The following is a 22,274-nucleotide window of genomic DNA, read 5'->3' on the forward strand; positions in this document are numbered from 1 at the left end:
ATGTAAACTTACGATTGATCTCTCAAGTCAATATGCTCTAATTAAAGTCGTCACCATTTCGTCTGAAAACCCTATTAGCGCAGCATAAGGATGTAGTATGCGAACACTTTCGGTTCAATGGAAAATAACCCTTTTAGCCGGCCTTTGCCTGCTAATTACGTCATTGTCTCTCATTGGTTTCTCTGTTTATAACGCAGTGAATAACCAACAAGCAATAAAACAACAAAGTTCAGATTCTGTGATCAATAAATCGCAGCAGTTATTAGAAACTCGGGCGCTGCTCAATGCCACCGAAGTATCTGAATATCTCAGTGAAGCCATGTATCGGGCTCAAATGCTTGCTGATACGGCCTTGTTTTTCAAATCAAATACCGAAGAAAATTTTGGTGAAAGCGAAGCGTTAAGGACATCTTTAGATGAAATGGTTCGCAAGACGGTAGTCAATTATCCCAATGTTCAGGGGGCTTATCTCGTCTTTAAGCCAAATTTGCTCGATAGCGAGGATGACAACTACCAGAATGCTGACTATGTAGGCTCAAATGAAATAGGTCGATTCGCTGCATACTGGATAACGTCCTCCAATGGTGAAAATGTTGTGGCAAATGTATTAAGCGAAGTGGCATTGAAGGATGAAGGAAACAGTGAGCGTTTCGCCTGCCCGTTAACAACCGCTAGTGCATGTATCTCATCGCCTAAAATTGTGATTCAAGACAATGAAACGTTTCTTACTTCTTCTCTCTCTGTGCCCATTTTGATTGATGGCGTTGCGATTGGCTTTTTTGGCATCGATTTAAAACTTAGCCCACTGGTAGCGATTGCACTGAGTTCAGATCAAAGTCTATTTGGCGGTAATGGTAAGGTCTTTATTGTCAGCTTAAATAACACGCTTATTGCGACTGATGAGCGTGAATTAACCTTAGGCGCGCCACTGGCTGATTCAGTCTTGACTACAAAGGAGATTGCCAATCTTCTAGCCGAGGGTAAAGTCCATTCTCAATGGAATTCAGATCGGCAGTGGTTGTCTGTCTTTGCTCCTATTCAGGTGGCGAACCAGACTTGGGGCGTGGTTTTTGAAATGCCGACATCGAGTGTGCTAGCTGATGCCAATCAACTGGATCAAATCATTACTCAACAGGTAGAGAATGGCGTTAGAGCGGAGCTATTAGTCGGCGCATTGCTAGTCTTTTTAGGGCTCGCAATCATTGCGTTAGCTGCAACCCAAATTGTGAAACCTATTCGAGCGGTCGTGGAGCGGTTACAAGATATTGCTTCTGGCGAAGGGGATTTAACTCAGCGGCTTGTCATCAGTAGTCATGATGAAATCGGTGATTTGGCACGCGGCTTTAACCAGTTTTTAGACAAATTACAGGCTATCATTCAGCAGATCGTAGAAAGTGCGAACCAAGTAGCTCAAACGACTGAACAGGCACGGCAGTCTGCCGTACAAACGCGTAGCCGTAGTGAGTCTCAATTTAAAGAGATGGATATGGTGGCGACTGCCTCTGAAGAAATGACACAAACAGCAAGTCTCGTTGTGCAAAATGCCGAGGCTGCGGTGCAAGCCGCTTCGCAAGCTAATCACTCCGCACTGACTGGGCAGGATGTCATCCGTGCCTCTGAAGCTGAGATGCATAAGCTGGTGGTGCGAATGAGTGATGCGGTGCCGGTTGTTGAAGAGTTGGCTCAAAACAATATCAATATTACCGAAATTTTAACGGTCATTGAGGGAATTTCACAGCAAACCAATTTGCTCGCATTAAATGCGGCTATAGAAGCGGCTCGGGCCGGAGATCAAGGGCGAGGGTTTGCTGTTGTCGCCGATGAGGTACGTAATTTGGCCCAGCGGACTCAGAACTCTGTGGGTGAAATACGCAAAGTGATAGAAAAAGTCCAACAAGGTACTGAGGGCGTAGTTGAGGTGATCCAGCAAGGAAACGCGTTAGCAAATGGAACTGCGATGCAAGTTCAAAAGGCCGTTGCTGAATTAGAAATAGTGTTTGAATCCATCTCAGCAATTAACGATATGAATAGCCAGATTGTAAAAGCGGCCCAAGAACAGCAAGCCGTCTCTGGTGAAGTCAACCTCAACCTATCCAATATTCGTGATCTTAGCGCGCAGATATTGACACTGGTCGGTGAATCAGAATCGGTTGGTGCTCAGATAAGCCAACTCTCGGCCAAGCAACAACAGTTGGTTGGACAATTTAAAGTCTAACGGCTGGAAAGAGTAAGAAGTAGATGTTTGCTTCTTACTCTCTCGCAGTATCATCCAGTTTACGCAATAAATCCTGCTGTACGATTTTCAGCGCTTCAAGTGCGGTGTGTGGTTCAATCTGATTGGTTTCTAATAAGTAGATGAGATCGACAGCGAGCTTTATCTCTTCAGATGCACCGTCTAGCGGTACAGTAGGATCATTCATTTTATTGGTTTTTCTCCCTGAACGTAATTTGTTTTTCGATCTTAGCCTTAGCTTCTTGGCAACGCTTGAGCCGTTGCTCTACCGTTAATAACGCTTTTTGTGCTTGCTGCTGACTAACAGCAGAAGTTTGCTTGAGTCCGAGTTCTTTTTCTCTCACCATATCCATCAGCCTTCGCTCCCATTCTTGGTGCTGGGCCAGCTCTTGATATAACGCGTTGATCGGTTTGCGATAATAGCTGCGATGCTTGGGCTCACTTTTTCTGATCGATACTGTCGATATTTCGCGTTGGATTGCCGCAATTTGTGCAAGCAGTCGATCGGTTAGATATTGAGCTCGTTGACTGGTTAGCCGTTGGCTCTCTTGTTCGCGCACGATGGAGTCAAAGGTCGCTTTTGCTTCCATAACACAAGGGATTAATAAGTGCGCTTTACAGTGGAACAGGCGCTCATCAAACAGAGCCTGATGGTGTTCACCACGAGTTCGGTCAACACTGGCGGCTTGTTGTTTTAACTCTTCAATTAAGGACTTCAATTGAGAAAAATGGTTCATAAGCCTGCAAACCACGCATCATAAGTCAGCTTGATTGCAAGCACACTGACCACACTCACAAACACCGGACGAATAAATTTAGCGCCGAAACGAATCGCTGAATGTGCGCCAACAAAAGCTCCAGCCATCAAACAAACTCCCATAGTCAGTCCCAGCACCCAGTCAATATGCCCCAAAATGGCAAAGGTAACCAATGACGTTACATTACTGGTAAAATTCATCGCTTTAGCAAGGCCAGAGGCCAATAAAATGTTGAGTCGGTATAACGCCATCGAACTGACTGTCCAAAATGCGCCAGTCCCCGGCCCTGCCAGCCCGTCATAAAATCCAAGTATCAAGCCTTGCGCATACTGCTTTTTGTGAAGTACAGGGCAGGGAGGCGGGCTGACATTCTGGTGTGCATGTGGTGTTTTATGCCATATCGTATAGATAGCGGCAGCTAGAATAATGAGCGGCAGCACTTTTTGTAGCCAATCGGTGCTGATCGCATCGACAGCAAAAGTACCTATGGTTGCGCCAATTAAGGTGGCAATGAAAGCTCTGACCCAGCAACTTGGTTGAAACAACTTCTTCTGATAGTAGGTTAATGCGGCAGTTGATGAGGCAAATGTTGCCGCCAGCTTATTCGTTCCTAGTGTGATGTGCGGCGGAAGACCGATTGATAATAACGCGGGTACAGTAAGCATGCCACCGCCGCCAGCGACTGCATCGATAAAGCCAGCAATAAAAGCAACAAGCGCCAACACAATCAAAGTGGTTGGCTCAACAAATTCCATGAATAAAATCGGCCCTGAGTAATGAGATGAAAGGGCGTAGTGTTAAGCCCTAGCTAATATTCTATTGTTCTTTTAAATGGAGGAAGCGAGTCCAATAATGATTTTCCGTAGCGTTTTGAAACGATTCGGCGATCGAGAATCACGACTCTACCAGAATCACGCTCTTTGCGCAGCAATCTCCCGACGGCTTGGATCAGCTTTTTGCTGGCCTCAGGAACGGTTATCTGAATAAAAGAGTTTCCGCCTCGCTTCTCTATGTATTCGGCGTGAGCTTGCTCAACTGGAGAGGTTGGTACGGCAAACGGAATTTTTGTGATCACCAGATTCTCCAAAAGTTCTCCTGGTAAGTCTAGCCCTTCCGAAAAGCTACTGGTGCCAAACATTACGCTCGTTTTACCACACTGCACTAGCATTTTATGTTTATTTAGAATTTCTGTGCGTGATATTTCACCTTGGACTTGCAGCGCCCAGCCTCGTTTAACAAAATCTGTTGATATTTTTTCAGCCACTTCGCGCATTTGCCAGTAAGAAGCAAACAGCACTAAATTAGCTTTGTTTGGCTGAATAAACTCAGCGAGCCGCTCTACCAGATAATCAGTATACTCTTTCGCTTGCGGTTCAAAACGCATTGCTGGAATGAGTAACTCGGCCTGATTTTGATAATCAAACGGTGAAGCGAGTGCTAGGAAACGTGTGCCATCTTCTGCCTTTTCACTGATCCCTGCTTGCGAGCAAAAGTAGCTGAACGAGTTAAGAGCTCGCATCGTCGCGGAGACTAAGATTGCGCCTATGCAGCGGCTCCAGATCTGTTGATCAAGTTGCCAACCAATTTCTAGCGGTGAAACGTTAACAATGAAATCACCTTCACGTTCAGGGTGAATTTCAAGCCAACGTGCCAAAGGGGCTCCTTTCTCTCGCTTGGGCTCCGCCATCAGCAGCCATACTTGGGCAAGGTTCTCTAAACGCTGAATATAAAAGCCTAATTCAGTCAGTGCTGGTTCTGCCAACCGAGCGGCGAGTTCGCCTTCTTTAACTCGTTCAGCAATCAAGTCCGCAATTTTAGCGACAGATTGATTGGCTTTTTGAGAGAGCCGCTTCAAGGTTTTAGACTCTTCTTCAAGCCATTGTGGCAGTTCTCCATGCTCAAAACGGTATCGCTTTTCTTCAAATTGTTCGGGTACAAACTGCTTTGTCAGTTGGCTCAAGCCTGGGATAAGTTGTTGCAGTGTCTCTTGCAGTTCGTTACGAAAACGTGCCACTCGTTTTTCTTCGGCTAAGCTTGAAAACTTGGTTACGGATTGATTGAGTTTTTCTAACCAACTAGCTGCGCCTTTCAAGCTTGCGGACGCTGAAGCGTGATCTCGTGCTACATGAGGTAAGTGGTGTGCTTCATCAAAAATGTAAATGGTGTTTTCGGGCTCAGGCAGAATGACACCACCGCCAAGGTCAGCATCCGCCATGACCAAGCTGTGGTTGGCAATAATGACATCGGCTTTATCCAGTTCTGAACGCGCCTTTTGAAAAGGACAATCTCTGTGGCCAGCAAAGCTACCATTACAACTATGCTTATCACTAACAATCAGTTGCCATAACTCATCTTTAATCGCTTTTGGCCACGAGTCGCGATCACCGTTCCATTTTCCTTGAGCCAGTTTTTCATACATGGTGGTGAATAATTCAACGTCTTTTTTTTGTGGCTTTGATTCGAACAGAGCAATTTGTGATCCATCTACCCCACACGCAGCCGCGAGTTTTTCGGTGCAACAGTATCGTTGACGTCCTTTGGCAAGGATAAAAGAGTATTGACGATCAGTGATGCGTCTAAATAAAGGCAAATCTTTGCTGATCAGCTGTTCTTGAAGTGCCACTGTGGCTGTCGAAACAACAACCTTTCTATTATTCAACACTGCAACAGGAACCGCCGCCATTAAATAGGAGAGTGATTTCCCTATTCCTGTACCCGCTTCAGCAATCAAGATTCGGTTGGACTTGTGATATGAACCACACAATGTTTTTGCAATCTCAGCAACGAGATAGTTTTGTCCTCGCCGAGGAATGAAGTTTTCGAGCTGAAATTGCAGGTTTTGATAACTATCCCGAATGGATTTTTGGATTTTTGTTGTAAGCATATACAGACCTAAATAGCAGAGTGCCGAGTCTAGCACAGTTCACTAAAGGATACGCAGTTCACGAAATCGTATGCTTTTAGATCAAATCTAGATCTTGTTCACAAAAAAAAACTGAACCTTCAGGAACTTATGTTTAATTCTTATTGTGAAAAATATAAAGCTACCTATTCGGTTAAATGATGACCTCAATATCTATTTAATCTTGCCAAACTAAATTTTATTGGTGTTTAATTCTGATGTTTCATGATTGTTAGTTTTTAGATTGAGTGATGTTTTTGCTTGGAAGTCACCCGTAATTTTATGAAAATATCATGTAACTATATGTTTTTAATTATTTTTACCTTTATTTTTGTTTATTTTTTAGGATATTTGACATGCAGGATAATCTTTTGCAATCTAATCCTTGAGATTTAATGGCGGCAACGAACCGAGTTTAAATTTGGAAGTTGTCAGCAAAAACAAAGGGAACCGGATAAGGAATTCCCATACATAAGAAAAGGCAGTGGATTAACATGAAAAAAACATTATTAGCACTAGCTATTGCGAGTATCTCGGCGTCAGCATTCGCAGTGGAAACTACTTCTCAAAACGCCAAACCAGTATTCGAATTTGATCCAGTTCATAAAGATCAGTTTTCTGTTTCAGGTGCTTGGGGCATTGGTGGTTATTACGATACAAAAACTGATGCTCTGTATGATGATTGGGCTACTGCACTAACTGTAGCTGTTAACTACAAAAATAACCGACTATTGGGTTATCTCGAAGTTGACTTGGAAATGAATTACAGTACTGACGAAGCTAAACAACCGATTCAATCAGGTCCAGCAACAGATGTAGATAAAGCATGGCTTGGTTTTGATACTGGATTTGGTGTTCTGTCATTAGGTTGGGAAAATGATACAGCTCTAGATAAAGTTGATGGTGCTGGTGACCAAACGTACGAATTCGGCGCCTCAGCTGGTGATGCATCTGATGGCTTCAATGTAATTAAATTCGAAGGTTCTACTTCGGGTTTTGCTTACGGTATTTCTACCTCTGAAACGGACGATGATCGTCAAAAGGCTGATACTGCTTACAACGGTTATGTAGGTATCGAACAGTCTTCATTCAACGTTTATGCTGGTTATGAGACTCGTGATGATGCTGACTACAATGTTACATCTGTTTCTGGTAATGCTAAGCTTGGCGATGCGCTAACTATCGGTGCAAACTTCTGGATCGATGAAGGTGCAACTGATGTTAAAGACAATACTACTAATTTAGAGAAAATTGGTTACTACCTATCTGCTGGTTACGCTGTTTCTGATAGTGTTACACTTGCTGCTGGTTATGCAACCAACACCACTGAAGAAGACGGAAAAGAAGATATCGATCGTAGTTATGTAAACGTTGCTGCTATGTATACTCATAGCGACAAGATCGACATGGGTATCGATATTCGTCAAGACCTAGATGTTAAGAAAGGTGAAGACGAAGAGACTTATGTATTCGCAGCTGCATTCTACAAATTCTAATCGAAAGCTTCCCCTATAAAATAAGGCCAATCGTATGATTGGCCTTATTTCTTATATCATGACCCACAACACTTCTTAAATTTCTTGCCGCTACCGCAATGACATGGGTCATTTCGTCCTAGCTTCGTTGGTGTGTTCTCCTGTGGAAATTCACCGTCAATGTAGAACCAGATACCATTTTCTCGTATAAATCGTGAACGTTCTTGCAGACAAAATTGCTGTTGATTCTGTGTGTAATAGGCTTTGAAATGAACGAAGCCTTCATTTTCGTTGTTGCGGATACTTGCGGAGATGACGTCTAGCCCACACCATTGACTGTTGATTGATTCTTCAATCGCGTCGCGTTGCTGTGGTGCATTGCAACTCTGATGATAGGTATTGATGACAAAATCAACCAAGCCTAGAACATGGGCACTATAGCGGGCTCTCATCAGTTGTTCTGGATAGATGGCTAAAGCTGAATCACTGTGGATTGGTTCACAACAGTGTTGGTAATCTAAATGGCTACCACAATAGCATTGGTTCATAAATCCTCTCAAATTGCCCATGCAGATAAGACGGGGAAGTTTAAGGAGATCTAAACTCGATGTCTACTCAGGAGTGGACACCCAGTAAATCGGCTGTCCATTTCACAGCTTCGTTGTAACACTCTTTCACCACGGGCTCTTCGATACTTAATGCATGAGCAATTTTCTCAACCTTTTGCCAGTCAGCCTGTTCATAAGCTCGAGTTAATTCAAGTACCAGACCTAACTCTCCTTTCCCTTCTATTAGTGCAAGTTTAACGTATTCGTCGATAGGCATCTCTTCCATGATACTTTCTAAAGGTTGATCAAGTAGGCTATCGAGTAGCGAAAACATTCCTGTCAGGAAGGCCGAACCGGGTTCAACGTTCATTTTTGCTTTCACACCGATCAGCTCGCAATATCTTGCCCTTTGAATGGATAAGCCATACAAATAATCCGGTTTAGATTCTTGCGTCGAAGCAATCGCAACCAAGGAGATAAACTTTCTCAATCGTTGTTCACCGAGATAGATCAGCGCTTGTTTAAATGAATGGATCTTTGAACTGACTGTCGCGGATGAGTTAACAAAGGTTAACAGTTTATAAGACAGGGTCAGGTCGGTGGCGACAAGCTCCTCAATGGCTTTGTAATCGAGGTTAGATTTGGCTATTTCTTTGAACAGTTGCACCACAGTAAGAAATGCAGGCTCTAACGCTTTGCGCTGTAACATCTCTGGTTTGCTAAAAAAGTAGCCTTGAAAATAGGTAAAGCCCGCCTTTTTAGCTTGCTTAAACTCTTCATAGGTTTCTACTTTCTCAGCAAGGAACTCAATTTTCGTCGCACCAAGTTTTTGAATAAAGCGAGCGGCTTTTTCAAGGGGAACGATACGGATGTCAAATTTGATAATTGACACATAGGGGAAGAAGACGAGCCAGCCTGAACTGGGTACAAAGTCATCAAGCGCAATTCGGTAACCAAGCTTCGCCATCTTTTTAATTGCTTCTAATAACTCTAAAGTTGGTTCGCAATCTTCCAATACCTCAACGACCAAGTTTTGCGCAGGAAAAAGCGTAGGCACGAGGTTAATCAGGCTTTGATAAGGAAAATTGACAAACCCTAAATGCTTACCCAGCGTATTGTAATGAGTGGATAAAAAATGATCAGAGAGTAACCGGCTCGTTGCTAAGTCTGGGTCTATATCTGGAAAGGTGTTCTTAGGACCGTCTCGAAATAGCAGCTCGTAGCCGATAGTTTTTCGGTCACGATCGAGTATGGGTTGTCTGGCGATATAGGAGTATTTCAAGGCAAGACTCTTATCTAATTATTGATATTATTGATTATACTTATTATAGCTTAACTTTTGATTCGACCACTTAAACCAATTAGTACCAGAGTGCGACTTGGCGTCAGTTTTTAGAACTAAAAGGTCGAGTTTGCAGTTCGTAACCATCATTAGCATAGACTAAGACTGAACCTTGGGTGTACCAGTCACCCAAAACAATTCGCGTTGCGGTGCCATGAAGTTGATTTCTGTGATGAATCTCTGGTCGATGAGTATGGCCATGAATCATTAAATCGACCCCATACTGGGTCAGAACTCTATCCACTTCACTTTGTGTAACATCCATAATATCCATAGATTTCATTTGCTTATCATTATGGATGCCCGACTGTACTTTACCCACAATACGAACCTTTACAAAAAATGGCAGCCGATTAAATACCCATTGTAGCCAAGGCTGGTGAACCTTCTTTCGATAGGCTTGATACTTTATATCGTCAATACAGAGTGTGTCGCCATGCAACACCACGGCTTTTTTTCCGTAAAGGTCAATTACTTGTTCTTCTTGGAGAAGAGTGATTCCGGTTTCTTTCGCAAATCGTTTGCCAAGCAAGAAGTCGCGGTTTCCTTGAGTAAAATAGCAAGCAACCCCTTCGCGAGTCAGTTGTTTAAATTCCGATTTTATTTGGTTGGCGAAAGGTGAATTATCATCGTCACCTATCCAAAATTCGAAAAGATCGCCAAGCACGTACAGTGCATCGGCATGAATGGCTTCTTCGCGCATGAAACGGATAAAACACTCGGTGATATCTGGTCGAGAAGGGCTTAGGTGTAAATCAGAAATAAATAGTGTATGCATAATAAAAATAAGGAGCGCATAGCGCTCCTTTTACCGTTACTCTTCGATGGTTGTGCCAGAAATGAACACTTCTTCTAGTGGAACATCTTGATGCATGCCCATAGATCCTGTGCTCACGGCTTTTATTTTGTTCACAATATCCATACCTTCGATCACTTCAGCGAACACGCAGTAGCCCCAGCCATCTCGGCTTTCTGAACGAAAATCTAGGAATGTGTTGTTGTTCACGTTGATGAAAAACTGAGAACTTGCAGAGTGTGGATCCATAGTGCGCGCCATGGCAAGAGTACCGATCTTATTGCTTAGTCCATTGTTGGCTTCGTTTTTAATCGTTGCGCGAGTTGTTTTTTCTTTTAGGCCAGAGGTCATGCCGCCGCCTTGAATCATGAATCCATCGATAACGCGGTGGAACAGAGTGTTATCGTAAAAACCGTCACGGCAGTACTGTAGAAAGTTTGCGCTTGTTTCTGGTGCTTTTTCTTCATTAAGTTGAATTTTAATATCACCAAAATTCGTGTGAAGGATGATCATGATAGTTACCTTTATCTATTTTTCGTTGAGGCCCGGATTTTAACTGAACTTTGGACACATTCAAATCAACAAATGTCTTTAGGGGCCGTATTATTGCGAGAGAATAAGGATGACCAAGCTAGGCTAGAGTTGTTATACTGTGAAGCCATTTTAGTTCAAACAGTTATTAGATAGAGATCATGCTGAAAATATATAACTCAATCACTAGACAAAAAGAAGAATTCAAACCAATTCATGCCAACAAAGTGGGTATGTATGTCTGTGGAGTCACCATTTATGATCTCTGTCATATTGGCCATGGTCGCACCTTCGTTTCTTTTGATGTGATTTCTCGCTACTTGCGCTACTTAGGCTATGACCTTACATTTGTGCGTAACATCACTGATATTGATGACAAAATCATTAAACGTGCTGCCGAAAATGGTGAATCTTGCGATTCGCTAACCGAGCGCTTAATAGCAGACATGCATGCAGATTTCGATGCATTGAATATGAAACGTCCAGATGTCGAGCCTCGTGCAACCGCTTATATCCAAGAAATCATAGGCTTGGTGCAACGACTGATTGAACGCGGTTTTGCTTACGTTGCTTCTAATGGTGATGTGATGTTTGAAGTCAGCAAATTTGACGAATACGGCAAGTTATCCAAACAAGATCTCGATCAGCTTCAAGCGGGCGCTCGTGTTGATGTTGATCTTGCTAAGCGTAGCCCACTTGATTTTGTGTTGTGGAAAATGTCGAAGCCGGGAGAGCCCACTTGGGAATCCCCATGGGGAGAAGGACGCCCAGGCTGGCACATCGAATGTTCGGCGATGAATTCAGCGATTTTGGGTAACCACTTTGATATTCATGGTGGAGGCTCTGATTTGCAGTTTCCTCACCATGAAAATGAAATTGCTCAGTCATGCTGCGCACATGACACTCCCTATGTGAACACATGGATGCACAGTGGCATGGTGATGGTGGATAGAGAAAAAATGTCTAAATCATTAGGGAATTTTTTCACAATCCGCGATGTACTTGCTCACTATGATGCGGAAACGGTGCGCTATTTCTTGATGTCGGGCCATTATCGTAGCCAATTAAATTACAGCGAAGATAACCTAAAACAAGCGCGAGCCTCGCTAGAGCGTCTATACACAGCGTTGAGAGGGTTGGATTTAACCGTAGCAGTTGCGGGCGGTGAAGAGTATGTCAGTCGCTTTACGATAGCGATGAATGATGACTTTAATACGCCAGAGGCTTATTCCGTATTGTTTGATATGGCACGTGATATCAACAAGTTGAAGACAGAAAATCTTCAGCAAGCCAGCGCTCTTGGCGCACTTATGCGTGAGCTTGCCGATGTGATTGGCATTTTGCATCAAGATCCAGAAGCGTTTCTTAAAGGGGACACTAATGGCGACGAACAAGTGGCTGAGATTGAAGCTTTGATCAAACTGCGTAATGACTCACGTGCAGCAAAAGATTGGGCTAATGCTGACGTGGCACGCGATAAGTTGAACGAACTCGGCATCATTTTAGAAGATGGCCCAAGTGGGACTACTTGGCGTCGTAAATAATCAGGCAGTTAACTTGTCGATGATGGGCTTGAACTTTATTGGTTAAGCCCATTTTGTTTTTCGTCCACGATTAAGGTTTTCATGTCAATTATTTTAGGTATAGATCCCGGCTCGCGAATCACAGGTTATGGTGTGATCAGGCAGCATGGACGATATTTGTACTATCTTGGTAGTGGATGTATTCGTACCTCCGAAAAAGAGTTACCTGGGCGGCTCAAGCAAATTTACGCTGGCGTGACGGAAATCATCACACAGTTTCAGCCTGATGTTTTTGCCATCGAGCAAGTATTTATGGCAAAGAATGCGGACTCAGCACTCAAACTCGGGCAAGCAAGGGGCAGTGCTATTGTGGCGGCGGTGAATGCGGATCTTCCAGTCTATGAATATGCCGCTCGACTGGTTAAACAATCTGTAGTTGGTACGGGTAGTGCTGATAAAGCGCAGGTGCAACATATGGTCCAGCAAATGCTCAAATTATCGGCTAAGCCACAAGCGGATGCCGCTGATGCTTTGGGTGTGGCAATTTGTCATGCGAATACCAATAAAACCTTGATTGCGTTAGCTGGGCGGGCAAGCAGTGCTAAAAAAGGCCGATATCGCTGAAAAACCGATCTCGAGCGGGGTGGTATTTTTCTACTGGCTATACATCCAGTTATTTATTATCATCCGAGTCAAATAACCTCATTTCTCTAAGGAATTTCCTGTGATTGGACGTCTTCGCGGCATTCTGATTGAAAAGCAACCTCCAGAGCTATTGATTGAAGTCGCTGGCATTGGTTATGAAGTTCAAATGCCAATGAGTTGCTTCTATGAACTCCCTAAATTGGGCGAAGAAGCGGTCATTTATACCCATTTTGTGGTCCGAGAAGATGCGCAGCTTTTATATGGTTTCAACACGGTAAAAGAGCGAGCTTTATTTCGTGAAGTGATTAAAGCGAATGGCGTAGGGCCAAAATTAGGCTTGGGTATTTTGTCCGGCATGACGGCCGGTCAATTTGTTTCATGCGTTGAGCGTGAAGATATCTCCACATTAGTTAAGCTTCCTGGCGTGGGTAAAAAAACCGCTGAACGTTTGGTTGTTGAGATGAAAGATAGGCTGAAAGGTTGGGGAGCCGGTGACCTCTTCACTCCCGCTACTGACGCTGCACCAGTCGATAACAATTCCTTGGAAGCGCTCACGAGCAATGCGGAAGAAGAAGCTATCAGTGCGTTACTTTCTTTGGGTTATAAGCCTCAACAAGCTTCTAAAGTAGTGGCACAAGTAATGAAAGCTGACATGACCAGTGAAGCGCTGATTAAAGAAGCCTTGAGAGCAATGGTATGATTGAAGCTGATCGCTTAATTGCTCCTGATAGCCCTATTTTTAAAGATGAAGATATTATTGATCGCGCGATTCGTCCCAAAAAATTAGCGGATTATCGTGGCCAAGATCATGTACGCAATCAAATGGAAATCTTCATTAAAGCGGCACAAATGCGCAGCGAACCACTCGACCATCTCCTGATTTTTGGCCCTCCAGGGCTTGGAAAAACAACATTAGCCAATATCGTTGCCAATGAGATGGAAGTGAATATCCGCACAACTTCTGGTCCGGTATTGGAAAAAGCAGGCGATTTGGCGGCATTACTGACTAACCTTGAAGAGAACGACGTTCTTTTTATTGATGAAATTCATCGATTAAGTCCGGTGGTTGAAGAAATTCTTTATCCCGCAATGGAAGATTACCAGCTCGATATAATGATTGGCGAAGGTCCAGCCGCTCGGTCCATTAAAATCGATTTACCCCCTTTTACGCTGATTGGGGCAACAACTCGCGCTGGCTCGTTAACCTCACCCTTGCGTGATCGCTTTGGTATTGTACAGCGCCTTGAGTATTACAAAATTGATGATCTACAGTACATAGTGCAAAGAAGCGCGGACTGTTTAGGATTGTCGATGGAAGCGGATGGTGCACTTGAAGTGGCAAGGAGAGCAAGGGGAACGCCTCGGATTGCCAACCGTTTATTGCGCCGAGTTCGAGATTACGCTGAAGTGAAAGGCAACGGGCACATATGTATAGAGACTGCAGATAAAGCGCTAAACATGTTGGATGTTGATAGCCAAGGTTTCGACTATATGGATAGAAAGCTATTACTAGCGATTATGGACAAATTTGGCGGTGGACCTGTTGGTCTCGATAACCTAGCCGCTGCAATCGGCGAAGAAAAAGATACCATTGAAGATGTGTTAGAACCCTTTCTTATCCAACAAGGTTATTTACAACGGACACCAAGAGGACGAATGGCGACCGATCGCGCCTATCTTCACTTCGGAATTGAAAAATAAGTTTACACCTCATCGTCATTTTTAGGTGGTAAGCACAAAGTGTGAACTACATCTTATTTATGATAATTTCCTTATCACTAAAGAGTTAATGATGTGAGGTGTATTGTTAACTCTCTGTGTGATTCGTTGTATTAATTTCTATCCCTTTCACTAAATACTCACAACAATTTCATTCTTCCTTTGATGTGGATCATTTTGTTCTTTTTTTGTTCAGATTTGCCGCGTGAAAATTGATGTAAATCAAGGCGTTTTTCTCCCATAAATCTTTTGAAACAACCTGCATTTAGAAGTAGTATTAGTCCCAGCTATATTAGCTGATGCTTAACAATTAACTAACCATAACGGTACATGCTTGCAACAAAATTCTGATATTTTTCAACATTTGATGAGGTTATATCACTGATGGATTTTGAGGAATTTTAACCCGTTTAGCATGTCAAAAGTGTCATTCAGCCGGCACAAAGGAGTTACCATGATTGACGTCGTTGATCTATCGCGGTTGCAGTTTGCACTGACAGCGATGTATCACTTCCTGTTCGTTCCATTGACTCTAGGTATGGCTTTTCTTTTAGCCATCATGGAATCTTTGTATGTAATGACTGATAAGCAAATCTATAAGGACATGACAAAGTTCTGGGGTAAGCTTTTTGGTATTAACTTTGCCCTTGGGGTGGCCACTGGCCTCACTATGGAGTTCCAGTTCGGTACAAACTGGTCATACTATTCCCACTATGTAGGTGACATTTTTGGCGCCCCTCTTGCGATTGAAGCACTTGTAGCCTTCTTTTTAGAATCAACCTTTGTCGGTTTGTTCTTCTTTGGGTGGGATAGACTATCAAAACGCCAGCACTTGGGCGTGACTTGGTTGGTTGCTCTGGGGTCCAATTTCTCGGCACTTTGGATCTTGATTGCGAATGGTTGGATGCAAAACCCAGTTGGCGCAGAATTCAATTTTGAAACTATGCGTATGGAAATGGTCAGCTTTGCTGAAGTCGTTTTCAACCCTGTCGCTCAAGTGAAATTTGTGCATACCGTAGCTTCTGGTTACACCACTGGCGCGATGTTCATTCTTGGTATTAGTTCATATTACTTGCTGAAAGGTCGAGACGTTGCGTTTGCACGCCGCTCATTCGCTATCGCTGCATCATTCGGCATGGCCGCTATTTTGTCCGTGATTGTGCTTGGTGATGAATCAGGATATGAAGTGGGTGAAGTTCAAAAGGTGAAGCTGGCTGCGATTGAAGCCGAGTGGCACACGGAACCTGCACCGGCTGCATTTACACTGTTTGGTTTGCCTAACCAAGACGCCATGCACACCGATTATGCAGTAAAAATTCCGTACGTGATGGGTATTATCGCTACACGTTCACTGGATACCGAAGTCACAGGGTTACGCGATCTACGCGATCAACACGTTGACCGAATTCGTAACGGTATGTATGCCTATGAACTGTTAGAGAAATTACGTGCAGGCGAAAAATCGCCAGCAAACATTGCCGCTTTTGAAGAAGTGAAAGGCGATTTGGGCTACGGCTTATTGCTAAAACGTTATACCGATAAAGTGAGCGATGCAACGGAAGAGCAAATTCAAGCCGCCGCCGATGATTCAATTCCAACCGTATGGCCACTATTTTGGTCATTCCGTCTGATGGTCGGTGTTGGTTTTGTGATGCTATTTGTCTTTGGTGCAGCATTTATTCAAACTTGTCGTCAGAAAATTGAGCAAAAACAATGGGTACTTAAAGCCGCCTTGTTCAGTATTCCTCTACCGTGGATTGCAATTGAAGCAGGTTGGTTTGTTGCTGAATATGGCCGTCAACCATGGGCTGTTGGTGAAATATTGCCAACCAATGTTGCCGCTTCTGCGCTAACTCTGGGCGAATTATGGACCTCATTGTTTGCGATTCTTGCACTGTACACTGTGTTCTTGATTGCTGAAGTTTACCTGATGGTTAAATTTGCTCGTAAAGGGCCTAGCAGCCTGAAAACTGGTCGTTATCACTTTGAGCAAAACGCAAACTCTGTTGAAGACAAAGTTAGCCGTCAAGTCGAAGCATAAGGCAGGGAGATAGAATAATGTTTGATTACGAAATCTTGCGACTAATTTGGTGGGTGCTGATCGGCGTACTGCTGGTTGGTTTTGCAATCACAGATGGTTTTGACATGGGCGTTGGTGCTCTTGTTCCCGTCATTGGTAAGAATGACAGTGAGCGTCGTGTCATGATCAACTCTATTGCTCCACACTGGGATGGTAACCAAGTTTGGCTTATCACGGCAGGTGGTGCACTGTTTGCGGCTTGGCCGTTAGTCTATGCGACATCATTTTCCGGATTTTATTTGGCTATGATTGTTACATTGGCTGCATTATGGCTTCGTCCGATTGGTTTGGATTACCGTTCAAAAATTGAAGATCCAAAGTGGCGTAATACTTGGGATATCTGTATTTCAATTAGTGGCTTTGTACCACCAGTCATCTTTGGTGTTGCCTTTGGCAACTTACTACAAGGCGTGCCATTCCAACTCAGTGATTTCATGATGCCAACGTATCACGGTTCATTTTTTGGTCTGTTGAACCCATTTGCTCTGCTTTGCGGCTTAGTCAGCTTGTTTATGATTATTTTACAAGGCGCCGCTTGGCTACAGATGAAAACCACCGATGAGCTGCATGCACGCGCTCGTGGCGTCGCTCAACTAATGGGCTTGTTGGTTGCTGTTACTTTCGTCGCTGCAGGGTTTTGGATCCAAAACATCGATGGTTACGTGATTACCAGCGTCATTGATACACATGCCGCATCAAACCCACTCAATAAAGAAGTGATACGTGAGGCGGGGGCGTGGATGGCTAATTTCAACGCTTACCCATTACTATGGATCGCACCAGCTTTGGGTGTTGCCATGCCACTACTTGCTGTGTTGGCGTCGCGTTTTGAAAAAGGTGGTCTCGCATTCTTGGCTTCTAGCTTAGCCAATGCGGGTGTGATTTTCACCGCTGGTTTTGCGATGTTCCCATTTATCATGCCTTCAAGCTTAGTACCAAGTAACAGCTTGACCATGTGGGACTCAACATCGAGTGAATTGACGTTGAACTTAATGACAGTGGTCGCTTTTGTAATGGTACCTATCATTCTTGGTTACACCACTTGGACTTACTACAAGATGTTTGGTCGTCTTGATAGCAAGTTTATTGAAGAAAACAAAAACTCACTTTACTAAGGAGCATAGATATGTGGTATTTCGCATGGATTCTAGGCGTGCTTTTAGCTTGTGCATTTGGCATCATCAACGCTCTTTGGTTAGAGCATTCTGAAATGATGGACAAAGACAGTGAGTAAACTTGCAATGCAAGTCACTGAGTACCATAAACTGGTTGATAAGACTCTGCTCAGAGTCTTATCGCTCTTGCTTGGTTTTTATCATATCGCCATGATTATGTGGGATCCCGAGCTGTATTCTCAGAGCATTGGTGGTTTTAACGCGGTTATTTCACCACTCATGATATGGGCGCTGTGTGCAAGTATGGTTTTTGGTGTTGGCTTTAGACCACGCAAATGGTTTTGGCAATTATTGTTTAGCCCCTACATTTCATTATCGATCTTAATTTACCTAACGATTATTCGACTAGTTTGATATTTACTGTGTATGAATAACCTGTCGAAGGTTGATTAACGACCCACATTAGTGCTGCCTCTTTGAGACAGCACTAATTTTTTGTTTCAAGTTTTGTAAAAGTCCACTCAATGCTTGTACTAACGTCAATGAGTTGCGTTATAGTATCCGCCTAAATCTGTATATGTGTTGGAACCTTTGTGCAAAATACAGCCTCAGCCTTTCATTGGCCTGTAACGATTTACTATGAAGATACGGATGCTGGTGGTGTCGTCTATCACTCAAACTATCTTAAATTCTTTGAACGAGCCCGAACTGAAATGTTACGCGCAGTTGGAGTGTCTCAGCAGACGCTTTTGCAGCAGAACATTGGTTTTGTGGTCAGGCACGTTGACATCGATTTTCTACAAGCTGCACGTTTAGACGATATGCTGACGATAAATACTGTGATTTCGGCATTGAAAAAAGCCTCACTGATCTTCTGTCAAGAGCTCGTCAATCCTGAAGGTAAAGTATTGTGTAAAGCAATAGTTAAGGTAGCATGCATCGACAATCAGAACATGAGGCCAAAAGCGATGCCTCAATCAATAATTTTGGAGTTAACCCATAGTGACTGCTGATATCTCAATTCTCGATCTGTTTTTGCAAGCCAGCTTATTGGTCAAGATGGTGATGCTAATCCTTTTGGGGATGTCTATCGTTTCGTGGGCGATGATCATCAAACGTAGTAAAGTCCTTTCCCAAGCAGAAAAGAACGCTGATGCTTTCGAAGACAAATTTTGGTCTGGTACTGACTTATCCGTTATTTATCAAGATGTTAAAAAGCGTAAAGATGAACTTTTGGGTACAGAAGAGATTTTTTATTCTGGCTTTACCGAATTTGCACGTTTACGCAAGACTAACGCCACTTCACCCGATTTCATTATGGAAGGGACGGGACGTGCGATGCGAGTTGCTGTCGCAAGGGAAGTGGACGAGTTAGAGACCAGTCTGCCATTTCTAGCGACCGTGGGTTCTATCAGCCCATACATTGGATTATTTGGTACGGTATGGGGAATCATGCACTCATTTATTGCGTTAGGTGCGGTGAAGCAAGCGACGTTAGCAATGGTGGCTCCTGGTATTGCAGAGGCGCTGATTGCGACCGCCATGGGTTTATTTGCGGCTATTCCTGCGGTGATGGCTTACAACAGGTTGAGCAATAAAGTCAGCAAATTAGAGCATAATTACGCCACCTTTTCTGAAGAATTTCATAGCATTCTTCACCGCCAAGCGATGGCTGGTAGGGAATAGACGATGGTGGGTTACCAGCGTAAAAAACGCAAGTTGACAGCTGAGATTAACGTTGTCCCTTATATCGACGTTATGCTCGTGTTGCTGATTATTTTTATGGTGACATCGCCGTTTGTCACTCAAGGCGTTGATGTCGAGCTTCCTAAAACCACCACTTCAAAGTCAGCGGCTGATCTGAAAGGCGACAGTGATAGTAGTTTTATCATCGTGGAAATAGATAAAGAAGGTCGTCTCGGGTTGAGCGTAAATAATGAGGAAGTCGAGCGGGGTCTTTCGCTGCAAGATGTCATCATTAGAGTCAAAGCTGAATTGTCGTTGAAACCGGATTCACCGGTTGCGGTTGGCGGTGATGCTGCAACGCCTTATGCAGAAGTGATACTGGTTCTGGATGAATTGAATCGTGCGGGCATTTCAAAAGTAGGTCTGCTAACCGAAATTAAAGGATAGTTTGTACTGTTCATGAAAGATCATAAATCCAAAAAAAGCGATTACAAAAAGCCCATCATTATCTCGGCTATTTTGCATATAGTGTTGATCATTGCTTTGTTATGGGGTTCGGATTTTAACCTAATTAAGCCCGAGCCTGCAGGGCAGATGGTTCAAGCTGTGGTGATTGATCCACAACTGGTACAAAAACAAGCCCAGCAAATTCGTAACCAGCGTGAAGCTGCTGCCAAAAAAGAGCAGGATCGGCTGGATAAGTTACGCCGCGAAAGTGAGCAGTTGGAAAAAAACCGCAAGGCGGAAGAAGAGAATATTCGCCAACTAAAAGAACAACAAGCTCAGGAAGCGAAAGCGGTCAGAGAAGCTGAAAAGCAACGTGCCGAAAAAGAACAAGAGCGTAAAGTGGCAGAAGAACGAGCTCGTAAAGAAAGAGAGCGAGCGGTAAAAGCGGAAACGGAACGTAAGATAAAAGAAGAAGCGGTAAAAAAAGCAGAACAGGAGCGCATCGCTAAAGAGGCTGAAATTGCGAAAGCGGAAAAAGAACGCATTGCCCGTGAAAAAGAGGCAGAACAAGCTAAAGAGAAAGCTCGTAAAGAGCGAGAAGCAGCAGAGCGAGCCGAGAAAGAGCGAATAGCCAAAGAACAAGAGGCGAAGAAAGCGGCCGAAAATGCAAAAAAAGAGAAAGCACGTCTAGAGAGATTGGAGCGTGAACGCAAAGAACAAGAAGCGGCGCTGAATAACATTTTTTCTGGGTTAGAAACAGAAGCAGAGCAAAATAGTTCAGCTCGTTCTCAATTTGTAATGAGTGAAGCTCAGCGATATGGAGAAATTTATGTGCAGCTCATTCAACAAAATTTGCTGATTGAAGACAGTTTTAAAAGTAAACAGTGCAAAGTGAACCTACGGCTCATTCCAACGGGAACTGGAGCAATAGTCGGTAATCTAAGCATTATTGATGGTGACTCAAGGTTATGCGCGGCGACAAAACGTGCTGTGGCGCAGGTGGGGACGTTTCCGCTGCCCAAAGATGATCTTGATGTAGTCAATCAATTGAAAGACATTAATTTAACTGTAGAACCAAATTAAAAGGAAAAGCTTGTGTTAAAGCGATTGATGTTAGGATGCCTACTTGTCATCGCAAGTAGTGTACAGCTCGCCAACGCCGCATTGGAGCTTGTGATCACCGACGGCATTAATTCAGCAAGGCCGATTGCTATCGTACCGTTTAAGTGGGAAGGCAAAACAAAATTACCGCAGGATGTCTCTGCGGTGATCGCGTCAGATTTGCAACGTAGTGGTAAATTCAGCCCGATTGCGACCAGCAAAATGCCACAAACGCCTTACAATGAAACCGATGTGAAGTTTGATGCTTGGACCAGTATTGGTGTTGATGCTTTGCTCACAGGTAGCATTACGCAAAATGCAGAAGGTAACTATGTCATCAACTACCAACTGGTAGATGTAGTGCGTGGTCAACTGACACAAGGCCAAAGCAAAGCATTAAGTAACGATGGACAGTTGGTGCTTTCTAAAGATCATGTTTTATTCAATAAAGTTGCCACCGTACCAGCAAACCGAATGCGTGAGTATGCGCATCGAATTTCAGATTTGGTCTATCAAGAACTCACGGGTGATAAGGGTGCGTTTCTCACTCGTATTGCCTACGTGGTGGTCAACGACGATGAACAATATCCTTACCAGCTAAGGGTTGCTGACTATGACGGTTACAATGAACGTTTAGTACTTCGTTCAAAACAGCCTTTGATGTCACCGACTTGGTCACCTGATGGTAAGCAACTGGCGTATGTGAGCTTCCAAAACGGCCAAGCGGAAATATTCATCATGAATATTTATACTGGTGAAAGAGAGAAAGTGACCTCGTACCCACGCCATAATGGGGCACCGAGGTTCTCGCCAGATGGGAAAACCCTCGCTTTGGTGTTGTCTAAAACGGGCAGCTTACAGGTTTATACTCTGGACTTGGCAACCAAGAAGCTGAAACAAATAACGAGTGGCAGATCAAATAATACAGAACCGTTCTGGCATCCTGATGGTAAATCGCTAATATTTACTTCGGATCGGGGTGGTAAACCACAGATATATCAAGTAAATTTATCAGACGGTTCTACCAATCGTCTGACATGGCAAGGCAGCCAGAATTTAGGTGGACAAATAACGCCTGATGGTCGATTCCTTGTCATGGTAAACCGAAGTAATTCGGGTTTTAATCTGGCGAAACAAGATTTGGAAACTGGTTCAGTGCAAATTCTAACAAAGACTTTGCTCGATGAGTCTCCAAGTATTGCACCCAATGGTGGTATGGTCATATACAGTTCTATTTATAACAAAGCGAATGTACTTTCGATGGTGTCTATAGATGGGCGTTTCAAAGCTAGATTACCGGCAACAAATGGTCGCGTTAGGGCTCCTGCGTGGTCTCCGTTTTTATAGCAAGTAAGTATCAAAAAGTAAGGAAA

23 protein-coding genes are annotated in these 22,274 nt (G+C 43.6%); 15 read left to right on the top strand and 8 right to left on the bottom strand.

Features of this window, described 5'->3' with window-relative positions:
• Positions 1–97 precede the first annotated feature (97 nt).
• On the top strand, positions 98–2,215 hold the full coding sequence (locus AACT23_RS05755; RefSeq protein WP_017050380.1) for a methyl-accepting chemotaxis protein: 2,118 nt from the start codon (positions 98–100) through the stop codon (positions 2,213–2,215).
• A gap of 34 nt (positions 2,216–2,249) precedes the next feature.
• Here AACT23_RS05755 and rsmS read toward each other — a convergent pair whose 3' ends face one another.
• From rsmS to dinG, 4 genes are read right to left on the bottom strand one after another with little or no spacing between them, the layout of a single operon-like run.
• On the bottom strand, positions 2,250–2,420 hold the full coding sequence (gene rsmS / locus AACT23_RS05760; RefSeq protein WP_013856554.1) for a pleiotropic regulatory protein RsmS: 171 nt from the start codon (positions 2,418–2,420) through the stop codon (positions 2,250–2,252).
• A 1-nt stretch (position 2,421) separates the two neighbouring features.
• Positions 2,422–2,970: a primosomal replication protein PriC gene (priC, locus tag AACT23_RS05765; RefSeq protein WP_010319211.1), complete on the bottom strand. Its 549-nt coding sequence runs from the start codon at positions 2,968–2,970 to the stop codon at positions 2,422–2,424.
• A complete protein-coding gene (locus tag AACT23_RS05770) occupies positions 2,967–3,746 on the bottom strand; it encodes a sulfite exporter TauE/SafE family protein (RefSeq protein ID WP_094127154.1) in 780 nt (259 codons plus the stop codon). The genes priC and AACT23_RS05770 overlap by 4 nt, the downstream gene beginning before the upstream one ends.
• Before the next feature lie 53 nt (positions 3,747–3,799).
• Positions 3,800–5,875 (bottom strand): ATP-dependent DNA helicase DinG, encoded by a 2,076-nt coding sequence (gene dinG, locus AACT23_RS05775; protein ID WP_094127156.1) that lies wholly within the window; start codon positions 5,873–5,875, stop codon positions 3,800–3,802.
• A gap of 512 nt (positions 5,876–6,387) precedes the next feature.
• Between dinG and AACT23_RS05780 the strand changes: the two genes are divergently transcribed.
• Positions 6,388–7,389 carry a porin gene (locus AACT23_RS05780; protein ID WP_094124386.1) on the top strand — a complete coding sequence of 334 codons (1,002 nt, stop codon included), beginning with the start codon at positions 6,388–6,390 and terminating at the stop codon, positions 7,387–7,389.
• A 56-nt stretch (positions 7,390–7,445) separates the two neighbouring features.
• On the opposite strand, the gene AACT23_RS05785 is transcribed toward AACT23_RS05780, so the two are convergent.
• The 4 genes from AACT23_RS05785 to AACT23_RS05800 all read right to left on the bottom strand — a co-directional run bounded on the left by AACT23_RS05785 (position 7,446) and on the right by AACT23_RS05800 (position 10,567).
• The gene (locus AACT23_RS05785) at positions 7,446–7,916 is read right to left on the bottom strand and encodes a YchJ family metal-binding protein (protein WP_141195541.1); all 471 of its coding nucleotides are present in this window, start codon (positions 7,914–7,916) and stop codon (positions 7,446–7,448) included.
• Positions 7,917–7,983: 67 nt separating this feature from the next.
• Complete coding sequence (locus tag AACT23_RS05790; protein WP_094127160.1) at positions 7,984–9,198, bottom strand: EAL and HDOD domain-containing protein; 1,215 nt, start codon at positions 9,196–9,198, stop codon at positions 7,984–7,986.
• A 103-nt stretch (positions 9,199–9,301) separates the two neighbouring features.
• On the bottom strand, positions 9,302–10,036 hold the full coding sequence (lpxH, locus tag AACT23_RS05795; protein ID WP_019280922.1) for a UDP-2,3-diacylglucosamine diphosphatase: 735 nt from the start codon (positions 10,034–10,036) through the stop codon (positions 9,302–9,304).
• A 36-nt stretch (positions 10,037–10,072) separates the two neighbouring features.
• Positions 10,073–10,567, bottom strand: coding sequence for a peptidylprolyl isomerase (locus AACT23_RS05800; protein WP_010319203.1), 495 nt, complete (start codon positions 10,565–10,567; stop codon positions 10,073–10,075).
• A 179-nt stretch (positions 10,568–10,746) separates the two neighbouring features.
• Here AACT23_RS05800 and cysS point away from each other — a divergent pair, with 179 nt between their 5' ends.
• The 13 genes from cysS to tolB all read left to right on the top strand — a co-directional run bounded on the left by cysS (position 10,747) and on the right by tolB (position 22,248).
• Positions 10,747–12,129 (top strand): cysteine--tRNA ligase, encoded by a 1,383-nt coding sequence (gene cysS / locus AACT23_RS05805; protein ID WP_094124411.1) that lies wholly within the window; start codon positions 10,747–10,749, stop codon positions 12,127–12,129.
• A gap of 81 nt (positions 12,130–12,210) precedes the next feature.
• Positions 12,211–12,732, top strand: coding sequence for a crossover junction endodeoxyribonuclease RuvC (ruvC, locus tag AACT23_RS05810; protein WP_013856565.1), 522 nt, complete (start codon positions 12,211–12,213; stop codon positions 12,730–12,732).
• A 100-nt stretch (positions 12,733–12,832) separates the two neighbouring features.
• A complete protein-coding gene (ruvA, locus tag AACT23_RS05815; RefSeq protein ID WP_013856566.1) occupies positions 12,833–13,453 on the top strand; it encodes a Holliday junction branch migration protein RuvA in 621 nt (206 codons plus the stop codon).
• Positions 13,450–14,454 carry a Holliday junction branch migration DNA helicase RuvB gene (gene ruvB / locus AACT23_RS05820; RefSeq protein ID WP_017042275.1) on the top strand — a complete coding sequence of 335 codons (1,005 nt, stop codon included), beginning with the start codon at positions 13,450–13,452 and terminating at the stop codon, positions 14,452–14,454. The genes ruvA and ruvB overlap by 4 nt, the downstream gene beginning before the upstream one ends.
• Positions 14,455–14,926: 472 nt before the next feature.
• Complete coding sequence (gene cydA, locus AACT23_RS05825; protein WP_029189795.1) at positions 14,927–16,513, top strand: cytochrome ubiquinol oxidase subunit I; 1,587 nt, start codon at positions 14,927–14,929, stop codon at positions 16,511–16,513.
• 17 nt (positions 16,514–16,530) lie between these two features.
• A complete protein-coding gene (cydB, locus tag AACT23_RS05830) occupies positions 16,531–17,667 on the top strand; it encodes a cytochrome d ubiquinol oxidase subunit II (RefSeq protein ID WP_013856570.1) in 1,137 nt (378 codons plus the stop codon).
• Positions 17,668–17,678: 11 nt separating this feature from the next.
• Positions 17,679–17,786, top strand: coding sequence for a cytochrome bd-I oxidase subunit CydX (cydX, locus tag AACT23_RS05835; RefSeq protein WP_000270284.1), 108 nt, complete (start codon positions 17,679–17,681; stop codon positions 17,784–17,786).
• On the top strand, positions 17,779–18,081 hold the full coding sequence (gene ybgE, locus AACT23_RS05840; RefSeq protein ID WP_013856571.1) for a cyd operon protein YbgE: 303 nt from the start codon (positions 17,779–17,781) through the stop codon (positions 18,079–18,081). The genes cydX and ybgE overlap by 8 nt, the downstream gene beginning before the upstream one ends.
• 179 nt (positions 18,082–18,260) lie before the next feature.
• Positions 18,261–18,680, top strand: a complete 420-nt coding sequence (gene ybgC / locus AACT23_RS05845; RefSeq protein ID WP_017042272.1) for a tol-pal system-associated acyl-CoA thioesterase — start codon at positions 18,261–18,263, stop codon at positions 18,678–18,680.
• Entirely contained in the window at positions 18,670–19,353 is a 684-nt protein-coding gene (gene tolQ, locus AACT23_RS05850; RefSeq protein WP_013856573.1) for a protein TolQ, read from the top strand. Before ybgC ends, tolQ begins: the two co-directional genes overlap by 11 nt.
• Before the next feature lie 3 nt (positions 19,354–19,356).
• Complete coding sequence (gene tolR, locus AACT23_RS05855) at positions 19,357–19,800, top strand: protein TolR (RefSeq protein WP_094127162.1); 444 nt, start codon at positions 19,357–19,359, stop codon at positions 19,798–19,800.
• A gap of 12 nt (positions 19,801–19,812) precedes the next feature.
• Positions 19,813–20,883: a cell envelope integrity protein TolA gene (gene tolA / locus AACT23_RS05860; protein WP_094127164.1), complete on the top strand. Its 1,071-nt coding sequence runs from the start codon at positions 19,813–19,815 to the stop codon at positions 20,881–20,883.
• A gap of 27 nt (positions 20,884–20,910) precedes the next feature.
• A complete protein-coding gene (gene tolB / locus AACT23_RS05865; protein ID WP_088718023.1) occupies positions 20,911–22,248 on the top strand; it encodes a Tol-Pal system beta propeller repeat protein TolB in 1,338 nt (445 codons plus the stop codon).
• Positions 22,249–22,274: the final 26 nt, after the last annotated feature.

The sequence above is a fragment of the Vibrio sp. V09_P4A23P171 genome, assembly GCF_963875615.1.
In the GTDB taxonomy this organism is placed as follows: domain Bacteria; phylum Pseudomonadota; class Gammaproteobacteria; order Enterobacterales; family Vibrionaceae; genus Vibrio; species Vibrio anguillarum.

What these genes read in the sequence shown, in the direction of transcription:
- AACT23_RS05755 (WP_017050380.1), top strand. Translation starts at nt 98, where the DNA reads ATGCGAACACTTTCGGTTCAATGGAAAATAACCCTTTTAGCCGGCCTT.
- tolR (WP_094127162.1), top strand. Translation starts at nt 19,357, where the DNA reads ATGGTGGGTTACCAGCGTAAAAAACGCAAGTTGACAGCTGAGATTAAC.
- cydB (WP_013856570.1), top strand. Translation starts at nt 16,531, where the DNA reads ATGTTTGATTACGAAATCTTGCGACTAATTTGGTGGGTGCTGATCGGC.
- AACT23_RS05770 (WP_094127154.1), bottom strand. Translation starts at nt 3,746, where the DNA reads ATGGAATTTGTTGAGCCAACCACTTTGATTGTGTTGGCGCTTGTTGCT.
- ruvC (WP_013856565.1), top strand. Translation starts at nt 12,211, where the DNA reads ATGTCAATTATTTTAGGTATAGATCCCGGCTCGCGAATCACAGGTTAT.
- tolA (WP_094127164.1), top strand. Translation starts at nt 19,813, where the DNA reads ATGAAAGATCATAAATCCAAAAAAAGCGATTACAAAAAGCCCATCATT.
- AACT23_RS05800 (WP_010319203.1), bottom strand. Translation starts at nt 10,567, where the DNA reads ATGATCATCCTTCACACGAATTTTGGTGATATTAAAATTCAACTTAAT.
- cysS (WP_094124411.1), top strand. Translation starts at nt 10,747, where the DNA reads ATGCTGAAAATATATAACTCAATCACTAGACAAAAAGAAGAATTCAAA.
- cydX (WP_000270284.1), top strand. Translation starts at nt 17,679, where the DNA reads ATGTGGTATTTCGCATGGATTCTAGGCGTGCTTTTAGCTTGTGCATTT.
- tolB (WP_088718023.1), top strand. Translation starts at nt 20,911, where the DNA reads ATGTTAGGATGCCTACTTGTCATCGCAAGTAGTGTACAGCTCGCCAAC.
- ruvB (WP_017042275.1), top strand. Translation starts at nt 13,450, where the DNA reads ATGATTGAAGCTGATCGCTTAATTGCTCCTGATAGCCCTATTTTTAAA.
- priC (WP_010319211.1), bottom strand. Translation starts at nt 2,970, where the DNA reads ATGAACCATTTTTCTCAATTGAAGTCCTTAATTGAAGAGTTAAAACAA.
- AACT23_RS05780 (WP_094124386.1), top strand. Translation starts at nt 6,388, where the DNA reads ATGAAAAAAACATTATTAGCACTAGCTATTGCGAGTATCTCGGCGTCA.
- dinG (WP_094127156.1), bottom strand. Translation starts at nt 5,875, where the DNA reads ATGCTTACAACAAAAATCCAAAAATCCATTCGGGATAGTTATCAAAAC.
- rsmS (WP_013856554.1), bottom strand. Translation starts at nt 2,420, where the DNA reads ATGAATGATCCTACTGTACCGCTAGACGGTGCATCTGAAGAGATAAAG.
- AACT23_RS05785 (WP_141195541.1), bottom strand. Translation starts at nt 7,916, where the DNA reads ATGAACCAATGCTATTGTGGTAGCCATTTAGATTACCAACACTGTTGT.
- lpxH (WP_019280922.1), bottom strand. Translation starts at nt 10,036, where the DNA reads ATGCATACACTATTTATTTCTGATTTACACCTAAGCCCTTCTCGACCA.
- cydA (WP_029189795.1), top strand. Translation starts at nt 14,927, where the DNA reads ATGATTGACGTCGTTGATCTATCGCGGTTGCAGTTTGCACTGACAGCG.